This window comes from Natrinema sp. CRL1 (assembly GCF_059162405.1).
This window is the reverse complement of sequence record NZ_JBLVOY010000001.1, coordinates 296,497-319,240: the sequence shown is the minus strand read 5'-3', so window position 1 is coordinate 319,240 and position 22,744 is coordinate 296,497. Positions and strand designations below refer to the sequence as shown.

25 protein-coding genes and 1 tRNA gene are annotated in these 22,744 nt (G+C 65.7%); 6 read left to right on the top strand and 20 right to left on the bottom strand.

The genetic code is table 11. The features are described from left to right. Positions 1-22 precede the first annotated feature (22 nt). Positions 23-742: a metallophosphoesterase gene (locus ACJYUO_RS01740; protein ID WP_494343692.1), complete on the bottom strand. Its 720-nt coding sequence runs from the start codon at positions 740-742 to the stop codon at positions 23-25. Then, on the bottom strand, positions 739-1,773 hold the full coding sequence (gene artA, locus ACJYUO_RS01735) for an archaeosortase A (RefSeq protein WP_494343691.1): 1,035 nt from the start codon (positions 1,771-1,773) through the stop codon (positions 739-741). The genes ACJYUO_RS01740 and artA overlap by 4 nt, the downstream gene beginning before the upstream one ends. A 167-nt stretch (positions 1,774-1,940) precedes the next feature. On the opposite strand from artA, the gene ACJYUO_RS01730 reads away from it, so the two are divergent. Next, the gene (locus ACJYUO_RS01730; protein WP_494343690.1) at positions 1,941-2,720 is read left to right on the top strand and encodes a DUF7839 domain-containing protein; all 780 of its coding nucleotides are present in this window, start codon (positions 1,941-1,943) and stop codon (positions 2,718-2,720) included. Between the two features lie 183 nt (positions 2,721-2,903). Here ACJYUO_RS01730 and ACJYUO_RS01725 read toward each other — a convergent pair whose 3' ends face one another. From ACJYUO_RS01725 to ACJYUO_RS01705, 5 genes are read right to left on the bottom strand one after another with little or no spacing between them, the layout of a single operon-like run. Then, entirely contained in the window at positions 2,904-3,671 is a 768-nt protein-coding gene (locus tag ACJYUO_RS01725; protein WP_494343689.1) for a proteasome assembly chaperone family protein, read from the bottom strand. A 6-nt stretch (positions 3,672-3,677) separates the two neighbouring features. Beyond that, positions 3,678-3,857 carry an RNA-protein complex protein Nop10 gene (locus ACJYUO_RS01720; protein ID WP_006429377.1) on the bottom strand — a complete coding sequence of 60 codons (180 nt, stop codon included), beginning with the start codon at positions 3,855-3,857 and terminating at the stop codon, positions 3,678-3,680. Then, on the bottom strand, positions 3,857-4,657 hold the full coding sequence (locus tag ACJYUO_RS01715; protein ID WP_494343688.1) for a translation initiation factor IF-2 subunit alpha: 801 nt from the start codon (positions 4,655-4,657) through the stop codon (positions 3,857-3,859). The genes ACJYUO_RS01720 and ACJYUO_RS01715 overlap by 1 nt, the downstream gene beginning before the upstream one ends. Further along, complete coding sequence (locus tag ACJYUO_RS01710) at positions 4,654-4,827, bottom strand: 30S ribosomal protein S27e (RefSeq protein WP_006429375.1); 174 nt, start codon at positions 4,825-4,827, stop codon at positions 4,654-4,656. The genes ACJYUO_RS01715 and ACJYUO_RS01710 overlap by 4 nt, the downstream gene beginning before the upstream one ends. 5 nt (positions 4,828-4,832) lie before the next feature. Further along, positions 4,833-5,114 (bottom strand): 50S ribosomal protein L44e, encoded by a 282-nt coding sequence (locus ACJYUO_RS01705; protein WP_006429374.1) that lies wholly within the window; start codon positions 5,112-5,114, stop codon positions 4,833-4,835. A gap of 156 nt (positions 5,115-5,270) precedes the next feature. Between ACJYUO_RS01705 and ACJYUO_RS01700 the strand changes: the two genes are divergently transcribed. The 3 genes from ACJYUO_RS01700 (at position 5,271) to ACJYUO_RS01690 (ending at position 6,336) form a co-directional block, all read left to right on the top strand. Continuing rightward, the gene (locus tag ACJYUO_RS01700; protein ID WP_494343687.1) at positions 5,271-5,537 is read left to right on the top strand and encodes an HAH_0734 family protein; all 267 of its coding nucleotides are present in this window, start codon (positions 5,271-5,273) and stop codon (positions 5,535-5,537) included. 211 nt (positions 5,538-5,748) lie between these two features. After that, positions 5,749-6,195 (top strand): GtrA family protein, encoded by a 447-nt coding sequence (locus ACJYUO_RS01695; protein ID WP_494343686.1) that lies wholly within the window; start codon positions 5,749-5,751, stop codon positions 6,193-6,195. A 66-nt stretch (positions 6,196-6,261) separates the two neighbouring features. Continuing rightward, positions 6,262-6,336: transfer RNA gene (locus tag ACJYUO_RS01690), tRNA-Met, on the top strand. A 342-nt stretch (positions 6,337-6,678) separates the two neighbouring features. Here the strand turns inward: ACJYUO_RS01690 and ACJYUO_RS01685 are convergent. The 13 genes from ACJYUO_RS01685 to ACJYUO_RS01625 all read right to left on the bottom strand — a co-directional run bounded on the left by ACJYUO_RS01685 (position 6,679) and on the right by ACJYUO_RS01625 (position 20,292). Next, positions 6,679-7,209, bottom strand: a complete 531-nt coding sequence (locus ACJYUO_RS01685; protein ID WP_494343685.1) for a DUF7974 family protein — start codon at positions 7,207-7,209, stop codon at positions 6,679-6,681. Continuing rightward, positions 7,206-8,546: an ABC transporter ATP-binding protein gene (locus ACJYUO_RS01680; RefSeq protein ID WP_494343684.1), complete on the bottom strand. Its 1,341-nt coding sequence runs from the start codon at positions 8,544-8,546 to the stop codon at positions 7,206-7,208. The genes ACJYUO_RS01685 and ACJYUO_RS01680 overlap by 4 nt, the downstream gene beginning before the upstream one ends. Continuing rightward, positions 8,543-9,625, bottom strand: a complete 1,083-nt coding sequence (locus tag ACJYUO_RS01675) for an ABC transporter ATP-binding protein (protein ID WP_494343683.1) — start codon at positions 9,623-9,625, stop codon at positions 8,543-8,545. Before ACJYUO_RS01675 ends, ACJYUO_RS01680 begins: the two co-directional genes overlap by 4 nt. After that, positions 9,625-10,746 (bottom strand): ABC transporter permease, encoded by a 1,122-nt coding sequence (locus ACJYUO_RS01670; protein WP_494343682.1) that lies wholly within the window; start codon positions 10,744-10,746, stop codon positions 9,625-9,627. The genes ACJYUO_RS01675 and ACJYUO_RS01670 overlap by 1 nt, the downstream gene beginning before the upstream one ends. 2 nt (positions 10,747-10,748) lie before the next feature. Beyond that, the gene (locus ACJYUO_RS01665) at positions 10,749-11,696 is read right to left on the bottom strand and encodes an ABC transporter permease (RefSeq protein ID WP_494343681.1); all 948 of its coding nucleotides are present in this window, start codon (positions 11,694-11,696) and stop codon (positions 10,749-10,751) included. A 7-nt stretch (positions 11,697-11,703) separates the two neighbouring features. Continuing rightward, positions 11,704-13,350 (bottom strand): ABC transporter substrate-binding protein, encoded by a 1,647-nt coding sequence (locus tag ACJYUO_RS01660; RefSeq protein ID WP_494343680.1) that lies wholly within the window; start codon positions 13,348-13,350, stop codon positions 11,704-11,706. Positions 13,351-13,522: 172 nt separating this feature from the next. Further along, positions 13,523-14,092 carry a hypoxanthine/guanine phosphoribosyltransferase gene (gene hpt, locus ACJYUO_RS01655; protein ID WP_494343679.1) on the bottom strand — a complete coding sequence of 190 codons (570 nt, stop codon included), beginning with the start codon at positions 14,090-14,092 and terminating at the stop codon, positions 13,523-13,525. A 170-nt stretch (positions 14,093-14,262) separates the two neighbouring features. After that, complete coding sequence (locus tag ACJYUO_RS01650; RefSeq protein ID WP_494343678.1) at positions 14,263-14,901, bottom strand: DUF7344 domain-containing protein; 639 nt, start codon at positions 14,899-14,901, stop codon at positions 14,263-14,265. A 191-nt stretch (positions 14,902-15,092) separates the two neighbouring features. Next, a complete protein-coding gene (gene coaBC, locus ACJYUO_RS01645; protein ID WP_494343677.1) occupies positions 15,093-16,262 on the bottom strand; it encodes a bifunctional phosphopantothenoylcysteine decarboxylase/phosphopantothenate--cysteine ligase CoaBC in 1,170 nt (389 codons plus the stop codon). Positions 16,263-16,267: 5 nt separating this feature from the next. Further along, the gene (locus tag ACJYUO_RS01640; RefSeq protein WP_494343676.1) at positions 16,268-17,671 is read right to left on the bottom strand and encodes an MFS transporter; all 1,404 of its coding nucleotides are present in this window, start codon (positions 17,669-17,671) and stop codon (positions 16,268-16,270) included. Positions 17,672-17,762: 91 nt separating this feature from the next. Next, positions 17,763-18,332, bottom strand: coding sequence for a YqaA family protein (locus ACJYUO_RS01635; protein ID WP_494343675.1), 570 nt, complete (start codon positions 18,330-18,332; stop codon positions 17,763-17,765). Between the two features lie 100 nt (positions 18,333-18,432). After that, the gene (locus ACJYUO_RS01630; RefSeq protein ID WP_494343674.1) at positions 18,433-18,855 is read right to left on the bottom strand and encodes a GtrA family protein; all 423 of its coding nucleotides are present in this window, start codon (positions 18,853-18,855) and stop codon (positions 18,433-18,435) included. Then, entirely contained in the window at positions 18,856-20,292 is a 1,437-nt protein-coding gene (locus ACJYUO_RS01625) for a sulfatase (protein ID WP_494343673.1), read from the bottom strand. 312 nt (positions 20,293-20,604) lie between these two features. On the opposite strand from ACJYUO_RS01625, the gene ACJYUO_RS01620 reads away from it, so the two are divergent. Next, entirely contained in the window at positions 20,605-21,621 is a 1,017-nt protein-coding gene (locus ACJYUO_RS01620) for an N-acetyltransferase DgcN family protein (RefSeq protein ID WP_494343672.1), read from the top strand. 1 nt (position 21,622) lies between these two features. Beyond that, on the top strand, positions 21,623-22,675 hold the full coding sequence (locus tag ACJYUO_RS01615) for a dipeptide epimerase (RefSeq protein WP_494343671.1): 1,053 nt from the start codon (positions 21,623-21,625) through the stop codon (positions 22,673-22,675). Positions 22,676-22,744 lie beyond the last annotated feature (69 nt).

Below are 22,744 nucleotides of genomic sequence, written 5' to 3'. Positions count from 1 at the left end.
AGTCGCTGCGGAACACCGCTGCTTACAGCAGCCGTCGACACTGCCCCAGCGGCGGGAACCAGAGCGTCTCGTCGCTCGCGGCGTCCCTGACCGCGGGATAGAAGGCGTCGGGACTGTAGACGAGCGGCGTCTGGAAGTCCCGACTGGACATCCCATTGACCGTCGAGCCGGCGGCGAGGCGGGTAAACGCCGGGAGCACGAGCACGTCCGCACCCTCGTACTGTTCGGGTCCGTAAAGGAAACACGGGCGTTTGTGCCCCTCGATCGACAGCGCCGGATGGTCGTGGCCGACGATATAGCGGTCGGCCACCGTGTCTGGGCGCTCGTGGCCGTGACAGACCACCGTCTCGCCGTCGCCGACCGCGTACTCGGCGGTCGTCTCGCCGTCGAATACGTCCTCGAGCAGCGCGTCGTGATTGCCGGGCGTGACGATCAGTTCGGCACCAGCTACCTCGACGATGTCGGCGAGGCGATCCAGATCGCGCTCCACGCCGTGTGGGATTTGCGAAAACGAGTGCAACAGGTCACCAGCGATGACGACCGTTTCCGGAGTGGTTTCCGCGAGGTGGCCCCGGAGCCGCTCGAGGCTATCGCTTCCGTCGTCGATCGGCACGTCGACGCTCGAGGCGGCCGCCTTGCCGAGGTGGACGTCGGCGAGGACGAGCGTCTCGACTGCGGGCAGGAAAATCGCGCGCTCGCGGACGGAAAACGGAACGTCGATCTCGACGTCGGGGTCGGTCATCGCTCCGATTCGGTGTCGACTGCGGACGCGGTACCGCCGTCGGCGCGCATCTCCTGTCCGAGCGCGTCCGCAAGGTCGTACTCGGAGCCCGTCAGGATGTAGAGCACGTCCTCGAGGGGCTCGAGGACTTCGGGGAGCATGCGGACGACGAGGTAGGTGATCCCCAGCAGGGCGACGATCGACAGCGACTGGGCGATGAAGTTGTGGGCGACGATGTAGGAAGTCCGGTCTGCGGGGGCACTCATGAACTCCGTGACGACGTAGACGAAGGCGTCCTGCTGGAACCAGCCCCACGGCGAAGCGAGCCCGATGAAGACGTTCCGGACCAGATTAAGAAACCAGATGACGCCGATCGAGAGCAGGAAGGGGGCGATCTTTCGCTTGAGCGGTGCCTTGACCGCCGCGATGAGTCCGCCGAAGATGGCCATGCTTCCGATCCCGGTACAGGACATGATGATGTAGGTCGTCCGACCGGTCACCGTCTCGTCGGGATCGAACGCAAAGCGGCTCTGGTAGCCGTTCGAACCTTCCTCGATCCCGGGAGTGTGGCCCAAAAGCTCCATCCCAAAGTGTGTCTGGGTGGCGGTCGTCTCGATTAGCCAGGTCCTGACGACTGGAATCGTTTCGGCGGGCAGATAGAACAAGCCCATAAACGCGACCGCTTTCGAAAGCAGCAGTAACGATTCGCGACCCTGCACGAGCAGGTACCCGGTGTAGATACACAGCGGCAGCGCCGCTACCGTTAACAGCGTCTCGATCGGGCTCTTGACCTCGAGATAGTAGTGGGGGGTAAGCGTGACCCAGAAGACGCCGAAGACGACCCATGCACCCGCGGCGAGATACCGCGCTGGATCGACAGCATCGAGCCACTCGAGGACCATCGCTGTGACGAACGCGCCGATCGCGAGCCACGCGAGCGCATCCGACAGGGCGATCGAACCGATACTGGCGAAGAGAAGCGTCGCAGGGTTCGCCGCCGCGACATCGACGACTGCGTCGGGGACCGCGGTCGCCGCTGATAGGGCCGACATACTCACGTGAACCCGACGAACTCTCTCGCTATCAACTTGACGCCTCGAGACTGTCGTCCAATTGGGAGAGACGGATCGTCGATTCGGCGACCGGTAGTCGCGCATTCGGCGGCCGCGACGGACGCGACCGCGTACCTTTTTGCAACGCTCTCGAAAAGGCTAGCCATATGGTCGACGTCCTCGACAACAAGCGGGCCGCGACGCGATTTCGGATCCTCGTCCAGATCGCCGAGCGCCAGCCCGCGGTCAGCCAGGGGGAAATCGCCGGGGAAGTCGGCGTGACGAGTCAGGCAGTCAGCGAATACATCCGCGAACTCGTCGACGACGGGCTCGTCGAGAAGGAAGGTCGCTCGCGCTATCGTGTCACCCGCGAGGGCGTCGACTGGCTCTTTCGGGCCGCAGACGATGTCCGGCGGTTCGCAGATCACGTCACTGGAGACGTACTGGGTGCGATGAGCGAGGACGCCTATATCGCGTCCGAAGACATCGAGGAAGGCGAAACCGTCTCGCTGTCTGTCGAGGACGGCCTCCTCCACGCCGTACCGGGCAGCGAGGGGCCCGCAACCGGGATCGCGACCACCGACGCCGCGGCCGGCACCGACGTGGGTGTCACCAGCTTCGAAGGCGTCATGGAACTCGACCCCGGCACCGTCACCGTCCTCCAAGTCCCCTCGATCCGAACCGGAGGGAGCCGCGCGATCGACGACGACACCGTCACCGCGGCCTGCGACGAGGCCGACATCGTCGTCGCCGCCGGCGTCGAAGCCGTCGTCGCCTGTCGGCAGGCCGGCACCGATCCCGACGTCACCTTCGCCGTCGGCGACGTCGCGGCCGACGCCGCCAACCACGGCCTCGAGGTGACCGCCGTCGCGACGACCGACGCCGTGGGCCGGGTCACCGACGCGCTTCGGGACGCCGACGTCTCCTACGAAGTGCTCGAGGGGTAGCTGCCGCCGATCTCTGCTGAGACGCCTAGCCCTCGAGAGCGTCTAAGTTCAATCACTGTTCGAGAGCGTGACCGCCGAACAAACCCCCACAGATCGGCGTCCGACGGAGTGCCGACCCACTGCTGGCTGAACACGGTGACTGAATCCGAAAGGACCGCGACGAAACGTAAAAAAACGAGACCGTTAGCCGATGTACCGCAGATCGTCGTCGGTCGGCACGTCCATCTGCTGTTGCTGTTCCATCTCTTGGATCTTGCCGATGACTTCTTCCATCTCGTCGGCTCGCTCGTCCAAAGACTCGTAGTCGAGGTCGAATCCGAGGACCGCCTCGAGCACCTCGAGGACTGCGCGGGCGCTTTTGGGGTCGACGAGGTAGCCGCTGGTCTCGCCCATCAGACAGGTGGCTTCGAAGCCGCGGCGCTCGCCCAGTCCGAGCAAGAGCCCGGAGACGCCGACGATACCGCCAGCGGGTTCGTCTTCGCGGAACTCGACGCCAGCCTCCTCGAGCGCCTCGAGGAGCGACTCGTCGCTGACGGCCCCGACGACGGCGTACTCGTCGATGAGTTCGCCGGTCGGAACGCCGCCGAGCGCGTACACCTCGGTCGCGCCGAACTCCTCGGCGACGTCGAGGAAGGCGTCGGTCAGCGTGTAGTGGCCCTCGTTGCTCTGGGCCTGATGATCGCCGGTCAGCAAGAGGAGGTCGCGGCCGTCGGGAACCTCGACGGCGTACATCTCCGCACAGGTCAGCGTCGAGACGCCGTCTTCGATGCTCACCTGCGGCGGGAACTCCCGCGAGTAGATGCGGCGTACGAGCGTGCTCTCTCCCTCGAGTTCTTCGAGCAGGTGCTCGACGGCGAGGTTGCCGACGTGTCCGACTCCCGGCAGCCCCTCGACGAGGACGGGGTCGTCCAGTTCGACCTCGGCGACTGCGTCGATCTCGAGTTCGTCCATACCGTATCAGCGGCGGCGACGTTTAAGAGCGCGTCGGTACTCGCCATACGGATCGTTCGGATCGAACGGAGCGGGGGCGCTGTTTGCCGTCTCGGCACCGCAGTCGGGACACGTCCCAGAAAGGGTATACACCGGGCTGTCGTGGGCCTCGCGCCACGCCGAGCAGACCCGGATGTCGGATTTCATTATTCGTCGTCGGTCCGGCGCTCGCGGTGGTACTGCCCCGAGCCACCCTGGTTCGTGATCGCAGCGACCGCTCGCTGTGCACTCTCCTCGAGCTGGGATTCGGCGGTCTTATAGTTGGGTGCTTGGACCGTGATCCGGTACTCGGGTGCGCCGACGTAGCTCACTTCGAGGTCGACTTCCTCTGGCACCTCACCGTTGCCCTCGGCGGCTTCAAGCGCCTCGCGGATGCCGTCGACGCCGGTCTCGGTCGGGTTCTCGAGGTCGACGTAGCCGGTGACGTTGACGTACGGCACCGAGACGTTCTCGCGGGCCGTCTCGACGATGGCGTCGATCTCGCTTTTCTCGAGGTCGGTGTCCTCGAGGGCTTCCTCGCCGTGGATCGCGGCCTGTTTGAAACCCTCGTAGAGGCCGCCGTGGATGGCGATGAGTTCGTTGGCGATCGCCGTGTAGTCCTCGTCTTCGATCTCCTCGCCGAAGGCGAGTTCCATCCAGTTGTCGGCCTTCTGCTCGTTTTTCCACTCCTGAATCTTGTCGGAGCGCTGGTGGTCGTTGACGTCTTTCAGCGAGAGGTCGATCTGCTGGGACTCCTCGTCGACGTCTAAGACCTTACAGACGGCGATCTGGCCCTCGCGGACGTGATCGCGAACGTTCTTGATCCAGCCGCTCGCGACTTCCGAGATGTGGATGAGGCCGCGCTTGTCCTCGTACTCCTCGAGATCGACGAAGACGCCGAAGTCTTCGATTTCGTCGATCTTGCCGACGACGAGTTCGCCGGGGTCGGGCCAGCCGCTGTACTTCATCGTGACTCGACTGTCTCGAGGATCTCGTGTTCGATCTCGGCTTTCCCGCCGGTCGGTCGCACGAGCGTCGTCCCGCAGACGGCGCAGGCGACCTCCGAGGAGGCCTTGCCGAAGACGGTCTGTTCGTTCTCGCAGTCACTGCATCGAACGTTGTAGAAATTTCCTGCCATTGGAATCACTCCTGGAACTCGAGGCGGCCGGTACGCCATCCCTCGCGGAGATGGGCCTTACCACACTCGCTGCAGCGGTATTTGAGGTCAGTCTTCTTCGTCGGCTTTTCGCCGACCGGCACCTTCGAGAAGCGACCGGAGTTACCGATGCTCGAGGTGCTCCGCCGGGTGCGGCGGGCGTCCCATTTGAGACCACTCGAGCGGCCCGTTCGGGACTTTTCGACTTCGTGTTCGTGGTGTTCGTTGCAGTGCGGGCAGTACGTATTGAATCGGCGTGGCATCTGCATAGTTATCTCACTTGCCGTGGGCTAAGATAGCGCTGTTTAAAACCCGTTTGGTTCGTCGCCGTCGTTTACGCCGGCTGTCGTGTTGGGGTGCTCTCCGGCGGGTGCCCCGTCGCTCGCTCCGAAGCGTTTAATCCGCTCTCCTGTGAAGCGTGGGCTATGAAGCAGCTCATCATCCACGGCGATCCCGGGATTCGAAACGGGGCGATCATCCGGTACGAAGGGGAGGAGGTGGTCTGTTTCGGGATCAACAGAAACGGCGAGTATCACGGTCCCGAGCGGGTGCAACTCTGGTGTACCGTCGGTGCCGAGGACGAGTACGAGGACTACGAGAAACGGAACTTCACGCCGCACTTCCTCGATGTCGACCGTGCTGACGCCGAAGATGTCGAAGTGGTACGAGCGAAGAGCGATCTGGCGATCTAACGGCTGGTTTGCACACGAGCACACCGACCGAACGTGAGTCTCCGATTCGCATTCGAACGGTTCCGTTTCTGCACTCGTGATTGATTGACTGCAGCCGCCGGTCGAACGGATCTCTACGAACAGTACCAAGTATTACATTCAGATACAGCAACCGTAAGAGCGAAACCGAAGCCGCGGGCAGTGGTCGATACGCTCGCGATCGAATACGACGATGAGCAAGTCCCTGTCAGAGGCCGTTCGAATGCGGATTCGTGCGCTCCGCTCGACGGCGCGGTTTAGCCAGTTCGTCGGCGTCGGGACGCTCGGGGCGACCGTCGACAACGCCGTCCTCTTTCTGCTGATTCAACGCACGGGGCTCGGACTCGGGGGCGCGAAACTTATCGCGTGGGAACTCGGCATTGCAGTCATCTTCGCGGTCAACGAGCAGTGGACGTTCTCGAGCCACGGCGAGGACGGGATTCGCCCCCTCGCACGGCGATTTCTGCGCTCGAACGCGGTTCGATTCGGCGGGTTCCTGGTAACCCTCGCGGTGCTGACGGTGCTGACCGAACGATTCGATGTCTGGTTCATGGCAGCGAACGTAATCGGGATCGGCGTCGGCTTCTTCGTCAACTACACCTGTGAGAGTCTCTACACGTGGCAAGTCCATCAGGAGTAGCGGTAGAAATCCGCATACGGCGACCGAATCACAACCCTTAACTAGCACACTCGGGTATGATGTGATAGCGGGATGGGATAGCCAGGAGATTCCGGCGGGCTCATAACCCGCAGACCGGTAGTTCAAATCTACCTCCCGCTATACTTTTGCTGCGAGCAAATATGCGAGCAGCAAGTATAGCACGGTGGTAGTTTGAACCAGACGGCACCCGAACGAAGTGAGGGTGACGGCGTGGTTCAAATCTACCTCCCGCTATGTTTTGGCGTGAGCTAATCCGTGAGCGCCAATCATAGCATAGCTGTCGTTTGAACCAGACGCCCGATCGACGTGAGGATGATTGCGTGGTTCAACTCTTTCCCAGTACTTCTCGACGCCAGTAACGGCGGAGAACGGAGCGATGAGTACCGTAGACTTCCGTCTGATCTCGAGAGGGGATGGAGCCGGAACGGCCCGTGAGATGAGCGACCGGACGAACGCAATCCTTTACCCCACGATTTCGATCTCGGTCCGATCGACGAGTCCCCGGTCGTCGGCGTCCGAACGGGAGATCCCCGCGCCGATCGTGTAGGTGCCGGGATCGACGGGTTCCCACTCGTCGTCGGCGACCCGAACCCGCTGTGGCCACTCCCGGCGGAACCGCTTGCGTTCGCCGCGGGCGAAGGAAAAGGCCGCCGGGCGGTCGGGAACCGCTCGCGGGACTCGCGAGGCGTTCCGAAGGCCGTCGACGGCCCAGTACCACCGGTTCGGCGACTCAGTTCGGATGCGAATCGGGAACGGGAACCGATTGTAGAACTCGACGGTGATTTCGACTCCCTCATCGGGCTCGTACCGTCGCTGATCCGTGGAGACGTCGACGCTGATCCCGCGGTGGCGCAGCGCCGTCGGGGTGAACGCGCGGCTGAACGCCGTCCAATCGATCGTTCGCGGGCCGCGCTCGTCGCCACTGTCACTCTCCGGAGTGAACGGGTCGTCGTCCGCGCGCTCGAGCGCGCGTGACTCGTAGATTCGTTTCATCGGTGGCCCCCTCGCGCGGAGCGGTCGTCGGCTTCGGTCGAGGTGTCGGTTTCGACATCGCCCGCCTCGTCTCGGTCGTCGAACCGGTGACAGGCGATCGGGTGGTGGTCCGGGCCGGGCGACAGCGCCGGTTCGCTCGTCTCGCAGGGCGTCTCGAACGCCGAGGCGAGGCGCTGCCCTGCGGTATCGAGGTCGCCGGCCGCGGCGGCCTCGAGCGCATCCGAGAGCACGGCTTCCGCGTCGGGGTCCTGCAGTCGTCGGGGAATGTCGTAGGCTTCCCTGAGTGTCCCCGTGAGATCCTCGCTCCGGTCAGGTCGGGAGCACAGGGCCTCGAGCCCCGCATCCGGATCCGCGTCGGCGAGTCGGGTTCGCAGAGTCATAATCGCGCGAAAGGTGTCTCCCTCGAGATCGTATTCCGCGGGCGGGATGACTCGTGGACAGCGGGTGTGGAACCGACAGCCCGAGGGCGGGTCGGTCGGCGACGGAACACGCCCTTCGAGGATGATCCGGTCGCCCGCCCAGCAGGGGTCGGGTTCGGGGATGGCCGACAGCAGTGCCTCGGTATAGGGGTGGGATGGCGAGTCGAAGACTGCGGCGGTCGTCCCGGTTTCAACGAGTTTGCCGAGATACATCACGGCGACCCGGTCGGCAACGTGTTCGACGACGGAGAGGTCGTGGGCGATAAAGAGATACGAGAGCCCGAACTGCTCCTGTAGGTCCGACAGCAGGTTGAGAATATCCGCCTGTACGGAGACATCGAGGGCCGAAACGGGCTCGTCACAGACGATCAGTGACGGTTCGACCGCGAGCGCGCGGGCGATGCCGATCCGCTGGCGCTGGCCGCCCGAGAACTCGTGGGGATATCGGCTCGCGTGCCCGGCCCGGAGTCCAACCGTCTCGAGCAGGTCCCGAACGCGCTCGTCGCGGCGCTCCGGCGGGACGATGTCGTGGACCGAGAGGGCTTCGGCGACGATTTCGCCGACGGTTAGTTGCGGGTTCAGGCTGGCCATCGGGTTCTGGAAGACGTACTGGATCTCGGTCCGCAACTCCCGCAGTTCCACTCGAGAGCAGTCTGTCAGCTCGGTATCGCGGTACGTGACCGTACCGCCGGTTGGCTCGAGCAGGCCCAGCAGCGTCCGTCCGAGCGTCGTCTTCCCGCAGCCGCTCTCGCCGACCAGTCCGAGGGTCTCGCCCTCGCGGATCTCGAGGTCGACGCCGTCGACGGCTCGGACCGTCCGGCCGCGACCGAGCAACCGATCGAGAACGCCGTCGGCAGTGGTGTAGTGTTTCTCGAGGTCGGTTGCTTGCAGGAGCGGTTCGTCGTCGCTCGCGGTCATTGCGTCTCACCGCCAGGGTCTCGTTCGGATCGATCGGCTGCTGGCTCGTCTCGGACCTGCACCTCGTAGTCGAGTCCGTCCACGAGGTCACCAGTGTACTCGAGGCAGGCCGCGAGGTGATCGTCGGGTACTGTCTCGGCCGCCGGCGTCTCCGTATCCGTCTCGACGAGTGGCGGACGGCGTCTGGCACACGCGTCCTCGGCGTAGGGACAGCGCGGGTGGAACCGGCAGCCGGTGGGTGGGTCGACGAGCGACGGAACCGTGCCGGGAACCGTCGGAAGCCGCTCGCGGTCGTCGCCGAGCCGGGGGATCGAAGCCAGCAACCCGACGGTATAGGGGTGTTTGGGGTCGTAATAGAGCTCCTCGACGGGTGCGCGTTCGACGATCTCCCCGGCGTACTGCACCAGGACCCGATCGCACAGCTCCGCGACGATCCCGAGGTCGTGGGTGACGAGTTGGATCGCCGTGTCCGATTCCCGTGCGAGATCCGCGAGCAGTTCGAGGATGCCCGCCTGCACGGTGACGTCGAGCCCGGTCGTCGGTTCGTCACAGACGAGTAGGTCGGGATCACAGGACAACGCCATTGCGATGACGACCCGCTGTTGCATCCCGCCGGAGAACTCGTGGGGGTAGTCCGCGTACCGCGCGGCCGGCTCCGGAATGCCGACCCGCTCGAGGAGGGCGATCGCGCGGTCGCGGGCCGCGCCGTCGGACACATCCTCGTGTGCGCGGATCGCTTCAGCGATCTGTTCGCCGGCGGTGTAGACCGGATTGAGCGCCGCGTCGGCGTCCTGAAACACCATCGCGATCTCGTCGCCCCGCATCGCCCTGCGTTCGTCGGTCGAACACTCGAGGACGTTCCGGCCGTCGAGGCGGATCTCGCCGCCGACGATCTCGCCGGGGGCTCGAATCAGGTCCAACAGCGCGAGGCTGGCGACGCTCTTGCCGGCCCCGCTCTCGCCGACCAGCCCGACCGCCTCGCCCCGGCGGATCTCGTAGCTGATGCCGTCGACGGCCCGGACCACGCCGTCGTCCGTGTAGAACTGAACGGTGAGATCCTCGACCTCGAGCAGCGCCATCAGCGCATCCGCCTCCGGTCGTCGCTCACGTCTCGGTGGGGGTCGATCGCGTCGTTGATCCCGTCGCCCACGAGGTTGATCGCCAGCACGAACAGGAAGATCGCGAGCCCGGGGAAAGCGGTGATGTGCCAGTGGCCCTGGGCGAGGGAATCCCGACCTCGCGAGAGCATCGCGCCCCACTCGGCGCTCCCGGGCTCGAGCCCGAGTCCGAGGAAGCCGAGCGCCGCCGCGGCGAGGACGACCGTGCCGACGTTTAACGTCGCCTGCACGACGACCGGCGCGATGGCGTTCGGGACGACGTGTCGTCGGATGATGGTCCGAGCGGGGACGCCGAGCGCGGTGGCGGCCGTCACGTACTCGCGTTCGCGGACCGAGAGGATTTCGCCGCGTAACAGTCTCGCATAGCCGATCCAGCCGGTGACGACGAGTGCAACCACCACCGTCCAGAACCCCCCGCCGAGGATCGGTATGGGCTCGAGGATCGGGACGATCGCGATCGCGAGCACCAGAAACGGGAAGGCATAGAGCACGTCGACGATCCGCATGACGACCTCGTCGACCCAGCCGCCGAAATACCCCGCGAGCGCGCCGAGCGGAACGCCGACACACAGCGCCAACACGACGGCGACGAGGCCGATTCCCAGCGTGTAGCGCCCGCCGACGAGGACCCGGGCGAACTGGTCTCTCCCGGCCCAGTCGGTTCCGAACGGATGGTCCCACGAGGGCGGCGCGTTCGGCGGCCCGACGGCAAGCTGGTGGGGATCATGCGGGGCCAGCGAGAACGGCTGAAGGGTGATCGTGTACTCCGCCGTCGAGACCTCGATCGGGCGGGCGAAGACCGCGAGCACCGCCATACCGACGATAACCGCCAGTCCGACCATCGCCGTGCGATTCCGGCGGAACCGGTGCCACGCGTCCGCGAGGCGGTGGCGCTGTGTTCCCTCGAGTGTGGTGTCCGCCGGTTCCGTCGCTCCCGTTGCCCCAGTCGCCCCCGTCGGTGATTGGAGCCCCGCATCGGTCCGCTCGGCTGCGGCGTCACCGTCGGGCTGGGACGACTCGGCGTCGTCGAAGCCGACGATGCGAATCCGGCCGCGTTCGGTGGTGGGTCGTCGGTCACTCATAGTCAGTATCGAATGCGGGGATCGAGAGCAGCGTAGACGATGTCGACGAGCAGGTTCACGAGAACGATCGAGACGCCGATGACCAGCACGGCGGCCTGAATGACCGGGTAGTTTCGCTGGAAGATCGACTGGACCAACAGTCGCCCCATGCCCGGCCACGAGAAGATCTGTTCGACGACGACGGCACCGTCGATCAGAAAGGCGAGTTGGAGGCCGGCGACGGTCACGACCGGGAGCAGGGAGTTCCGCAGTACGTGTTTCAAAATCACCGTTCGCTCGCGGAGCCCCTTTGCGCGTGCGGTCCTGACATATCCCGCCTCGAGTTCCCGCAGCATCGACGAGCGGAGCAAGCGCGTGAGGAGCGCGGCCGAGGCCGTTCCGAGCGTGATCGTCGGCAGGAGCATGAACTTCGCCATCGCGAGGCTCGCAAGCGGCGCGTCCGGCGGGATCACCCGGAACCAGCCCAGCCGGACGCTGAAGACCAACAGCAGGACGAGGCCGAGCCAGAAGTTCGGCGTCGCGATTCCGGCGAGTGCGGCGACCCTGCTGAGTTCGTCGGCCGGTTCGCCCCGCTTGACCGCGGCGACGATTCCGGCGGGAACCCCGATCGCGAGTGCGAGCAACCACGCGGCCCCGCCGAGGGCCAGCGTCGCGGGGAGCCGCCGCCCGATCGTCGCCGCGACGCTCCGTCCGGTGACCGGCGACTGCCCGAACTCGAGCGTGAGGACGTCTCCTAGCCACAGCAGGTACTGCTCCCACACCGGTCGATCGAGGTGGTACTCGGCCCGGATCGAGGCCTCGGTCTCGGGACTCACGGTCTGGTAGCCGATGATCGCGTCGACCGGATCGCCCGGCAGCACGTGCAGAAACGAGAACGTCAGGACAGTCACGCCAAGGAGGACTGGAACGGCGACCAGCAGTCGCGTGAGGACGTATCTGCCGAGAGACATGTGTGAATCAGTCCGGACGGACATATTCGTCGGCGATCTGCTCTCGAAACGCCTCGTCGGCGTAGGCGTCGAGCAGCGGCGAAATCGGCGTGTAGGCCGGTTTCCCGAGACCGTGGTAGACGTTGTCGACGATCGTCTCACGGGGGATCAACATGTTACAGCCCCGGCGGACCTGCGCGTTGGAAAACGGCTCGCGGTAGAGCGGGTAGATCACCAGATCGAATCCGCCGCCGACGTGCCGGTCGACGCCGTACGCGTTGTCGCTCTCGAGGTCGGCGAGACTCGCCGACGGCACGCCGTCGCTGAAGTCGATATCCCCGGCCTCGAGCGCGCCCTGTCGAGCGGCCGCCTCCGTGATGATCTCGAGGGTCACGGTTTCGATCGGTGCCGGGGCCGGGACCGTCTCGTTGCCGTCGAACCAGTAGTCTGCGAACCGTGTCAGCCGCCAGTGGTCGCCCGACTGGTAGTCGTCGAACCGGTAGGGACCGGTGCCGACCGGCCGCGACGCGAGGTCGAGGTCGCCGTCGATTGCCGCCATCGGGACGATCGGGAGGTCGAACAGTCGCTGTTCGAAGGGGCCGTACTCCCGCCAGCAGCGGACATCGATCGTGTAGTCGTCGACGATCTCGCTGCCGTCGTACCAGTCGGTGACGTCCGACTCCCTGGCCTCGCCCTCGTAGCGTTCGAACGAGCCCTTGACGTGTGCGGCGGTCAGTTCCTCGCCGTTATGAAAGCGAACCCCCTCCCGGAGGGAAAACCGGTAGGTCGTCGAATCGATCTGCGTCCAGTCTTCGGCCAACACCGGCTGGACCGCCCCGTCGAAGTCGACGCCCGCGAGTCCCTCGTAGACGAGTTGTGTGGCCCGACTCGAGGCGGTGTCGTTCATCGAGACGGGGTCGGTGGCCGAAACGTCGCCGCCGAGGTCGCCGACGAACTCGTCGCCGTCCTCGAGGTCGGTGTAGACGCCCGCCCACGGGGCATAGATCGCGGTGTAGGTCGCCGACTCGAGGGGGTATGCTTGCCAGCCGCTGAGGCTGTCGGCGTCCCAGACGTGTGCCGCCTCGCTCACGCGGACGAACGACGCCGGGGAGTCGGCGACCAGTTCCTCCTGTAACTGCTGGTAGATCTCGACCCGTTCGTCCGGGTCCGTCTCCTCGAGTCCGTCGTCGATGTAGTCGTCGACGGGCTCGCTGGCGTAGTGGTTGATGTTGAGCCCGGTCGGCGTGTGGTTGTCCGAGTGAAACAGCGTATTGACGTAGTCGTCGGGGTCCCAGCCGCCGGTCCAACTGACGATAAAGAGGGCGTTTTCCTCGTCGTCGGCCGCCGCGGTCATCATGTCGAGATAGGTCGCCCACTCGTATTCTCCGATCGAGATATCGAAGAAACCGGTATCGTTGAGTTCGGCCGCGAGGAGCTGTGCGAATCGGCTCCGCTCGGTGTTTTCGGTGATCGCGATCGTCGTCTCGAACGGCGGCTCGGTGCCGGTCGCCTCGAACCCCGTCTGAATGAGTTCCTCCGCCGGGCCGTCGGCCTCGATCTCGTTACTGCGAACACAGCCCGCCAATCCGGCGATGCCGGCCGTGCCCACACCCTTCAACAGTGACCGCCGACGCAATCGATGGCGGTCACTCGGCCCGACGCGATTCCCTGTCATCGGTATGAGGTTCAAATCGTGACGCCATATTCCTTGTGTTGGCTCGACACGGCCCGTCCGGAACCACGGCGCAGTCGGGCGAAAACTACCAGCCGTGCGTGGTGGCCGATCCGGACGCTACGGACTGGAGCGATCGAAAGCAAGAGAGGAGTATCGATGGACCCGCGACCGATCAGTGGTCGCCGTCCTCGTCGACGATGACGACCTCGCCGTCGACGACGTCGACGTTGATCAGCGTCTTGACATTGTAGCCCGCGTCGTCGACCTTGTTCTCGCCGCCGACCTTTTTGATGACCGCGACCGTGTCGACGACCTCTGCCCCGATCTCGTCGAGGGCCGCGAGCACCGACGCGAGCGTGCCGCCGGTCGAGAGCACGTCGTCAAGGACGAGCACGCGCTCGCCCTCGCGCACGTCGTTGATGTACATCTCGTTTTCCGAGTAGCCGGTCTTCTGGGAGATCGCGACCTCGTCGTCGAGGCCGTACTGGCGTTTGCGGATGACCGTCAGCGGGATGTCGGTCATCAGCGAGACTGCCGTCGAGATGTGAATACCCATCGCCGCGGGCGTGACGATCCGGTCGACCTCGTCGAGTTCTGCCTTCCGGATGATTCGGATGACGATCTCGCGCAGGAGGGTCGGATCGAGCTTCGGAACACCGTCGCTAATGGGGTGGACGAAGTAATGGTAGCCGTTCTTCTCGATGATCGGGGCCTCGAGGAGCGACTGCTTCAGTTGATCCATGTCGTGGGTCGGTTGGTAGCGGAGTAAAAGTTGACGATACGAGTGACGTGAAGTCACCTGCGAACGTCCCGCATTCGGCGCGGTGATTCGGCGATCAGAACCGGTGTGGGGCGGTGGACTCGAATCAGTCTCAAAATACGGAGATCACCCGGAACTCGAGCGCCATCGGGCTACTTGCCGGTCCTGTAGCTGAGCTCCGGCGGCTGATCGCCGTGACCTAGACGCATGTTCCGTTCGTGGTAGACGTGTGCGACCGCGGTGAGCGTGAACGTGGCCGCGACGATGGCCGCCCACGACAGGTTCGAGATGACCGTCAGCGGATAGATCCCCAGCCAGAGTGCGGCGACCAGCGCGCAACTGATCGCCCCGAGCGAGAGGTACAGTTCTCGCCACGCGAACTCGCGGCCGGGAACGATCTCGAGGTAGACGCTGATGTCCTGCGTTCGCTCGGTCCCCTCGATGATGCCCTGATCGGAGTCGAAACAGAGGATGCCGGCGGTGTCCATTTTCGGGAGGTGAGTCTGCTGGAGGGTCGTATAGACGCGTTTTCGCTGTGCCGGCGTCACGCCCTCGAGGGTCGTGTCGTACTCCCAGGCCGCGACCTGTTGGGCCAGGTCGCCGAGTTCGACCGGCCGCTGGTCTTGCTTGAGATACTGGAGGACGTAGCGCCGTCGCTGATTCCGGAGGACTTCGAAGATCTCGCCTTTGGAGAGCGATTCGTCGGCGTCTGGGGTGTCGGCATCGGCCGCGTCACCCTCACCGGCCGCGGTGGCGTCGTCGGGGTGCTGTTGTTGTGCCACCTCGATCACCTCGAGTCGTCGGCCCCCGCCGTCGCAGACAGATCCGCATCCGGTCGTCTATCCATTACGTCGGTCGGATGAACCCCACCCATATAATTCTCCTGACGGCCCGCCCGCTCATACGGATTGCTGTACCGATGTACCGGCGCAACCGCGACCCGGGCGGCGGTTGCGCCGGAAACGACGTACAGTAAACCGTATCAGTCGGCCACCGCGGAACCGCATACCGCGGCGATCGAGTCGGCGATCTCGCCGCCCAGCCCCGCCTTCGTCCCCTCGTAGCGGGCGGCGTCGGTCGCGTGGACCAGCAGCGCTTTCGTCGCGTCCGCCCCCATCACGCTCGCGTCGTTGGCGACGACGAAGGCCAACCCGGCCCGCTCGAGCGTCTCCCTCGCCCGCTCGATCATGGCACCCTCGTCGCCGGACGTTTCGGTCTTGAAGCCGACGATTGGGAGATCGGGGTGCCGCGAGCGGATCTCGTCGATGAGTTTGGGCGTCGGCTCGAGTTCGAGCGTGAGCCGCTGTCCCGAACGGATCTTCTCGTCGCTCGTCTCGACGGTGTAGTCGCCGATCGCGGCCGCCGAGACGAGCGCGTCGGCCTCGGCGCAGGCCTCGCGGGTCGCCTCGAGCATCTCCGAAGCGCTCTCGACCGCGCGGACGTCGGCATAGGGGACCGCCGGCCCGTCGTGGACGAGCGTGACGTCCGCCCCGCGGACGTAGCAGGCCTTCGCGACTGCCCGCCCCATCTTCCCCGACGAGCGGTTCGTGATGACCCGAACGGGGTCGATCGGCTCGCTGGTCGCCCCGCTGGTGACGACGACGCGATCGCCCTCGAGCGGCCGGTCGCCGGCCGCTCGGGCCGTCTCACAGACGATCGCCTCCTCGCTGGCGATCTTGGCCTTGCCCTCTTCGAGGCGCGGGTCGACGAAGTCGACGCCCCATTCCTCGACGGTCTCGATAGCCTCGAGCACGCCGGGGTGGTCGTACATCGGTTCGTGCATGGCCGGCGCGATCACGATCGGCGTCTCGGCACCGAGCGCGGTGGTCGCACACGTGGTGACCGGCGTGTCGTCGACGGCACCGGCGATCTTGCCGACGGTGTTGGCCGTCGCGGGCGCGATGAGAAACACGTCCGCCCAGCCGTCGTAGCCACAGATATCGACGTGTTCGACGCTGCCCGTGATCTCCGTGACGACCTCGTTTTCGGTCGCGAACTCGACGGCCCACGGGTGGACGATTCCCTGCGCGCTGTCGGTCATCACCCCGCGAACCGCCGCGCCCTGCCGTCGCAACTCGTGGGCCAGTTCGACCGTCTTGACGGCCGCGATCGACCCCGTCACTCCGAGCGCGACGTTGACTCCCTCGAGCATTCGGATCACAGTTCGCGCGTGGCCGGTTTATCAGTACCGCCATCGGCATCGCCATTGCGGCCACCGTCGGTGTCGACGCCGGCCGCGGACGCGGCTCCGGCGTCCACCGGCGTTTCGACGCGGTCGCTCCGAGAGAGCGCCTCGAGCGAGACGACGAGGGCCGCGCCGACGAGGACGAGGCCGCCGGAGACGGCGAAGGCGGTGAGATAGCCGACGGTCGCGACCCAGCCGCCCAGCACGCCGCCGAGGCCGCCGCCGACTGCGCCGAGCGCGACGTAGGCACCGAGAATTTCGCCCCGGGCGGCGGCCGGTGCGAGTCGAGTGACGATCGCCGTCCCAACGACGGCGATCCCTGCCCAGGTAATCCCGAGGAGTGCAAGCACGAGTCCGGCGACACCGAACGCGACGGAGACGCCCACCCCCGAGACGACGATCACCGACGGGAACAGGACCCCTCTGGCGGCGAGGACGCCCGACTGCAGACGGCGAACGTCGTACCGGGCGGAGAGCCGTCCGGCGGCTTCGTAACAGACCGCGGAGCCGAGACTCGAGGCGAGATAGAGCGCGAACACCTGACTCGAGTCGAACCCGACATCCGTCAGGAACAGCGGGAGCGGTGCCCAGAAGGCCGCCGAGCCGGTGAAAAAGAAGAGCCCGGCGACGAAGTACGTCGCGAGCGTCGGATCGAAGCGGGTCGCGAGCCGCCGGGGGTCGATTCCGCGCGTCGTCCAGTAGAGTTTGTTCGGCGAGAAGACGACGGTCGCACCCTTGACGCCACGACCCGAGTTCACGAGGAGGCGACCGATCCGCCTGACAGCGCGATCGTCCGTGACGTGTGCCGACGGCGCGGGATGCGGAAGTGTGCGGGCGGCGAGGACCGCACCCGCGCCGGCACAGGCCGCGAGCACCCAGAACAGCGTTCGCGTCACCGCCTCGGCCGCGAGCAGCCGGCTGCCGACGAGCGGCCAGACCGTCCCGAGGACGAGCCCGCCCGCCCAGCCGTAGCCCTGATACTTGTTGACCAGCCCGATCCGCTCGCTCCACGCGGACTCGGGTGCATCGTCGACGACGAGCATGGTCAGGACCGGGCCGATCGACGACACGAACAGCCACAGGATCGCGTTCGCGACGATGACCGCCGCGATCGAGGTGAGAAACGGGATCGCGGTGACCGACGCCGCGGCACAGAGCAGCGTGCCGACTACCAGCGGCCGCCGGCGATCAACCCGGTTGGCCACGCGCCCGAAGACGATCGCCCCCGGTGCGCCGATGCTCGCCGCCGTCGCGGCCAGCACACCGAGGTGGACCGGCGACGCTCCGAGCAGGACGATGTAGAGCGGTACCAGTAGCGACGCGCCCCCGAACGCGACCGAGCCGAGCCCCCACGCTGTCAGCCACCGATCCGTCATGTCCCACCGCTCCCACGCGAACGGGTAAACAGTGGTGATATTTCGGCCGAATCGAGGGCATCGCGCTCGAGTCTGGATCGTACCGGCCGCGTCAGAACACCGCCGCGAAGCCGCCGACCACGCCCAGCGTGACCACGAGTCGGCCGAGGCTCCCGAGGAACGTCGCGAGCGCGAATTTCGGATAATCCTTCTCGAGGATAGCGAAGGCGTATATCGAGATCGTATCGGGGAAAAACGGAACGGAGAGGGCGATCGCGAGCCCGCCGTAGCCGTACTTCTGTGCGAGCTGTACCGACCGGGCCTCCGACCACGCGAGGATGTCCCACCGGGACTGGCGCAACCACCGCGTGATCGGCCCGGATTGCTTGACCTCCTGACCGAGATGAAACGCGACCACGCTGCCGGCAGCCTTGCCGGTCGCGCTGACGAGCATGATGCTCGAGAGTCGGAGCCACGGCGGGAAGCCGAGGTCGAGCGGCGCGAGGAGGACGACTTCGCTGGGCCCCGGGAGCGCGAACGCGATCAGAAACGAGTAGCCGAAGACGATTCCCATGCCAAGCCAGCCGGTAGCGGATTCAACGAGCGCCTCACCGCTGCCGGCGAGGACGCCGCCCAGTGCGTCGAACGCGAGTATCGATGTGATCGGGAGTGTGTTGAGCATTATCGAAGTTCGGGTCGATTCGCGGGTTGCGGTCGGTTCGCGGCTCGTGCGGCATCGGCCGGGAGCCGGTTGGTCTGGTCAAGCGATGCCCCGGCCATCATTACCCCCACGTCCAGCGGGCATCGAGTACGTACCGGTACACCCCGCTGAGGACGATAGCGATGCCGTTTGCGAGCAGGTACGGGACGTTTCCCCACTCGACGAAGCCAAAGAGGACGCCGAGTTGGATCGGGATCGCCGTCCCACGGACGACGTTCGTCTTGAGCAGGCCGACGAGATACTCGCCGGTTCCGGTGTTCCGGCTCGCTTGGAACGTCCACGCGTTGTTCAGTACGTACGAAAGGACGATCGTAATCTCGATCGCCAGGACCGCACCGAGCAGGTAGTGCAGGCCGATGCTGTCGACGAACGCCCACAGCAACGCCAGTTGCACCCCGGCGGCGACGGCTCCGACGATGACGAACCGACGCAACTGGCGTGCGAACGGGCCGTCGACGAGGCCACGCAGGAACGAGCGGATCATCTAGCGGTAGCCAAGTGCCGACAACCGGGCCTCGAGATCCTCGTCGACGTCCTCGTCGTCGGGCGTCGCCTCGGCGTCTCGTTCTCGTATCGTCTTCGCATGGGCAGTAACGATGGGCTCGAACGACTCGATGACGTCCTGTTGATCGGGAGTCGGGTCGGTCGCGAGATTCGTCTGCTGGGACGGGTCGTCCGGACGGGAGTACAGTTCCTGTTCGTCGGTGTCAACGTTTTCGATGTAGGTCCAGTCTCGATCCCGAACGCTGACGAGAAGATCGCCATCTGCCAGCGACCGCGGGATCGGCTGTTTCGTCACCGATTCGCCGCGGACGGTGACCGAGACGACCGGCTCGTCGACCGGCTCGTCGCCATCGTAGACGCTCGGCACGAGGGTATCGCCGGTCCACGAGTCCGGGGTATCGGCATCCAGCAGGTCGGTGATCGTCGGCGAGATCGAATCGAGTCCGACCTGGCCGTCGATCCGTCCGCCGTCGGCCCCGGGAACGTCGACGATGAGCGGCACCTGAATCAATTCGTCGTAGAGCTTCGGATAGTGGGCGAGGTGGCCGTGTTCCTGAAACTCCTCGCCGTGATCGCCGGCCAGAACGACTGCTGTGTCGTCGTCGAGCCCGTTCGCCGACAGCGACTCGAGGAGGCGTCCGATGCTCGCGTCGACCTGCCGAACCGCCGCCTGATAGAGGGTTCGAAGGTCCGAGCGCGTTCGCTCGCTCACGTCCCACCCGAGCCCGGTCCGCGTGTGCGCGAGCAGCATCCTATGGGTGCCGAGGCGATCGGAGGACACCTCGCGGATGTACCGCGGCGCGGGAACGTACGGCGTGTGAGCATCCATGTAGTGGACCCAGAGGAAAAACGGGGACGACGCCTCCTCCATAAACGAACTCGCGGCGTGTTCGACGTCGAACATCCGCGAGGTGTCCAGGAACGGTCGGTCGTCGGTCTCCCCGCGGAGCCACGAGCCGGCGCGGCGAACCGGCGAGGCAGCCAACTGGAGCCACGCCTCGACGGTCGGGTGTGTCGCGAGGTAGCGACTGTAGACGCTCGAGCCCACGTTCGCGACGAACGAGTCGAACTCGTCGAAGCCGTCATCGTACCCCCAGTGGGTCGTGAGAAAGCCGTTGGCAGCGTTGAAACCGCCGGTCTCGATCCCTGCCTCGGATAGCGCCTCCGCGAGCGTCGTCGATTCCTCGACGCCGATTCCGCCGCTGTCGGCGAACACGGGCCGTGAGGAAAGGATCGACGGAAACGAGAACGGGGTCCAGTTTCCGGTCGCGAAAGCCCGGTCGAAGACGGTACCACTGTCGGCGATCGAATCGATCACGGGCGTGTGTCGGTCGTCGTCGTACGGGCTAACGGCGTCGGCCCGTAGCGAGTCGACCGTGACCAGTACAACGTTCGAAACTTCGTTCGTAGATGACATCTTTGTTCGGTTCGTCTCGTCGAACGGCTCCGGACCGATGCTCGAGCGAGTTCCACCGGGCGCGACGGAAGCGTCGGGCAGGCACCCCTTCACCGGCCCGTTCGCGCTGATGGAATAATACGATACGGTCGAATCGGTGTGATATCGAAATGAGAGTTTCGGTATTCTCGAAATCAAGACTATCTATTGACACGAACGGTTCTCGAGTCACGCCACCGGTTCGGTAGTCGAGAGAATAGCGAACTCTCCCGTCACGAATCCCCTGCCGGGACGGGTCTGTAGCGTTAAGTAACCCCCTCTCCATGTGCCGGTATGAACGTTGCAATTCTCGCTCACGAGAAGTTCCCGGATCGGGCGAAGACCGCACTCGGCGTCCTCCGATACGCTGACCACGATGTCGTTGCCGTACTCGACCGGGACACCGCCGGACAACGCGTCGCTGATTTCGTCCCCGACGTCCAAGACGCGCCGATTGTCGCCGGAATGGACGACCTCGAGTCCGACGCCGTCGACACCCTCCTGATCGGGATCTCCCCGATCGGCGGCGAGTTCGACGAGAGCTGGCGCGACGACGTTCGGACGGCACTCGAGGCCGGCTGTGACGTGATCTCGGGACTGCACTACTTCCTCGCCGAAGACGAGGAGTTCGCGCGGCTGGCGGCCGAACACGGCTGCGAGATTCGCGACGTTCGAAACCCGCCCGCCGACCTCTCGGTCAGCGAGGGCGTCGCCGGCGAGGTCGACGCCGAAGTAATCCTCACCGTCGGCACGGACTGCTCGGTCGGCAAGATGACGACGACGATGGAACTGGCTCGCGACGCCCGCGCGGCCGGCCACGACGCCGCCGTGATCCCGACCGGCCAGACCGGCATCATGATCGAGGGCTGGGGCAACCCGATCGACCGCGTCGTCAGCGACTTCACCGCGGGCGCGGTCGAGGAGATGATTCTCGAGAAGGGCGACGAGCACGATTACCTGTTCGTCGAGGGACAGGGCAGCATCGTCCACCCGGCGTACTCGCCGGTCACGCTGGGCATTCTCCACGGCTCGATGGCCGACACACTGATCCTCTGTCACGAGGCCGGTCGGGAGGAGATCCACGGCTACGAGTCGTTCTCGCTGCCGTCGGTGCCGACCTACGTCGATCTCTACGAGAGCATCGCCGCGCCGGTCGCGGCAAGCGAGGTCGTCGCCGGCGCGCTGAACACGGCCGGACTGGACGACGCGGCGGCCCGCGACGCCGTCGAGGAGTACGCTGACGCCCTCGGCGCGCCCGCGACCGACGTGATCCGCTTCGACACCGGCGATCTGCTCGAGGAGTTGCTCTAAGATGGCTCTCGAGACCTCGTTCGAGCGGCGCTCGCTACCCCTCGAGTACCCGTTCGGGATCGCCCGCGGGACGACCATCGAGACCGAGTCTGTCTTCGTCCGCATCGCGGCCGACGACGGAACGACCGGGATCGGTGCCGCTACACCCTCGTCGCACTACGGTGAGACCGCCGCGACGGTCGAGGCGGTCCTGCCGGACCTGCTTTCGGTCGTCGAGTCCGTCGGCGACCCCCACCAACTCGAGCGGATCGAGCGCCGCATGCGCGAGACGGTCCGGCGGAACCCGGCCGCGCGAACCGCGGTGAGCATCGCCCTGCACGACCTCGTCGCGAAACGGCTCGGCGTCCCGCTCTATCGCTACTGGGGGCTCGACCCCGCGGAGACCCTCGAGACCTCGTACACGATCGGGCTCGACGACCTCGAGACGATGCGGGAGAAGACGAAAACGGCCGTCGATCGGGGCTACGACACGCTGAAGGTCAAACTCGGCACCGATCGGGATCTCGAGATCGTTCGGACGATCCGCTCCGCCGCGCCCGACGCCCGGCTGTTCGTCGACGCGAACGAGGCGTGGACTCCCCGCGAGGCGGTCGCGAAGATCGACCGGCTCGCCGAGTTCGACCTCGCGTTCGTCGAACAGCCCGTCCCCGCCGAGGACCCCGAGGGACTGCAGTTCGTATACGAGCGCTCGAGCCTGCCGATCGCCGCCGACGAGTCCTGCGTGACGCTCGCGGACATTCCGAAGATCGCGGACCGCTGTGACATTGCGAACCTGAAGCTGATGAAATGCGGCGGGCTGCGTGAGGCCAGACGGATGATCAGCACCGCTCGCGCCCACGGCCTCGAGGTGATGTGTGGCTGCATGACCGAATCCAACGCCTCGATCGCGGCGGCCTGTCACCTCGCGCCGCTGCTCGACTACGCCGACCTCGACGGCTCGCTGCTGCTTGCCGACGACCCCGCCGACGGCGTTCCGATGCCCGACGGCCGGATCGATCTCGCGGGCCTCGAGCGCCCGGGAACCGGTGCCGTCCTCGCGGCCGCGTTCGACTGACCGGCGAATCGCGGGCGGCCGGTCGCGTTCTCTCAGCGGCGACTGTCAGTCCGGTCGGCAACAGGGTTT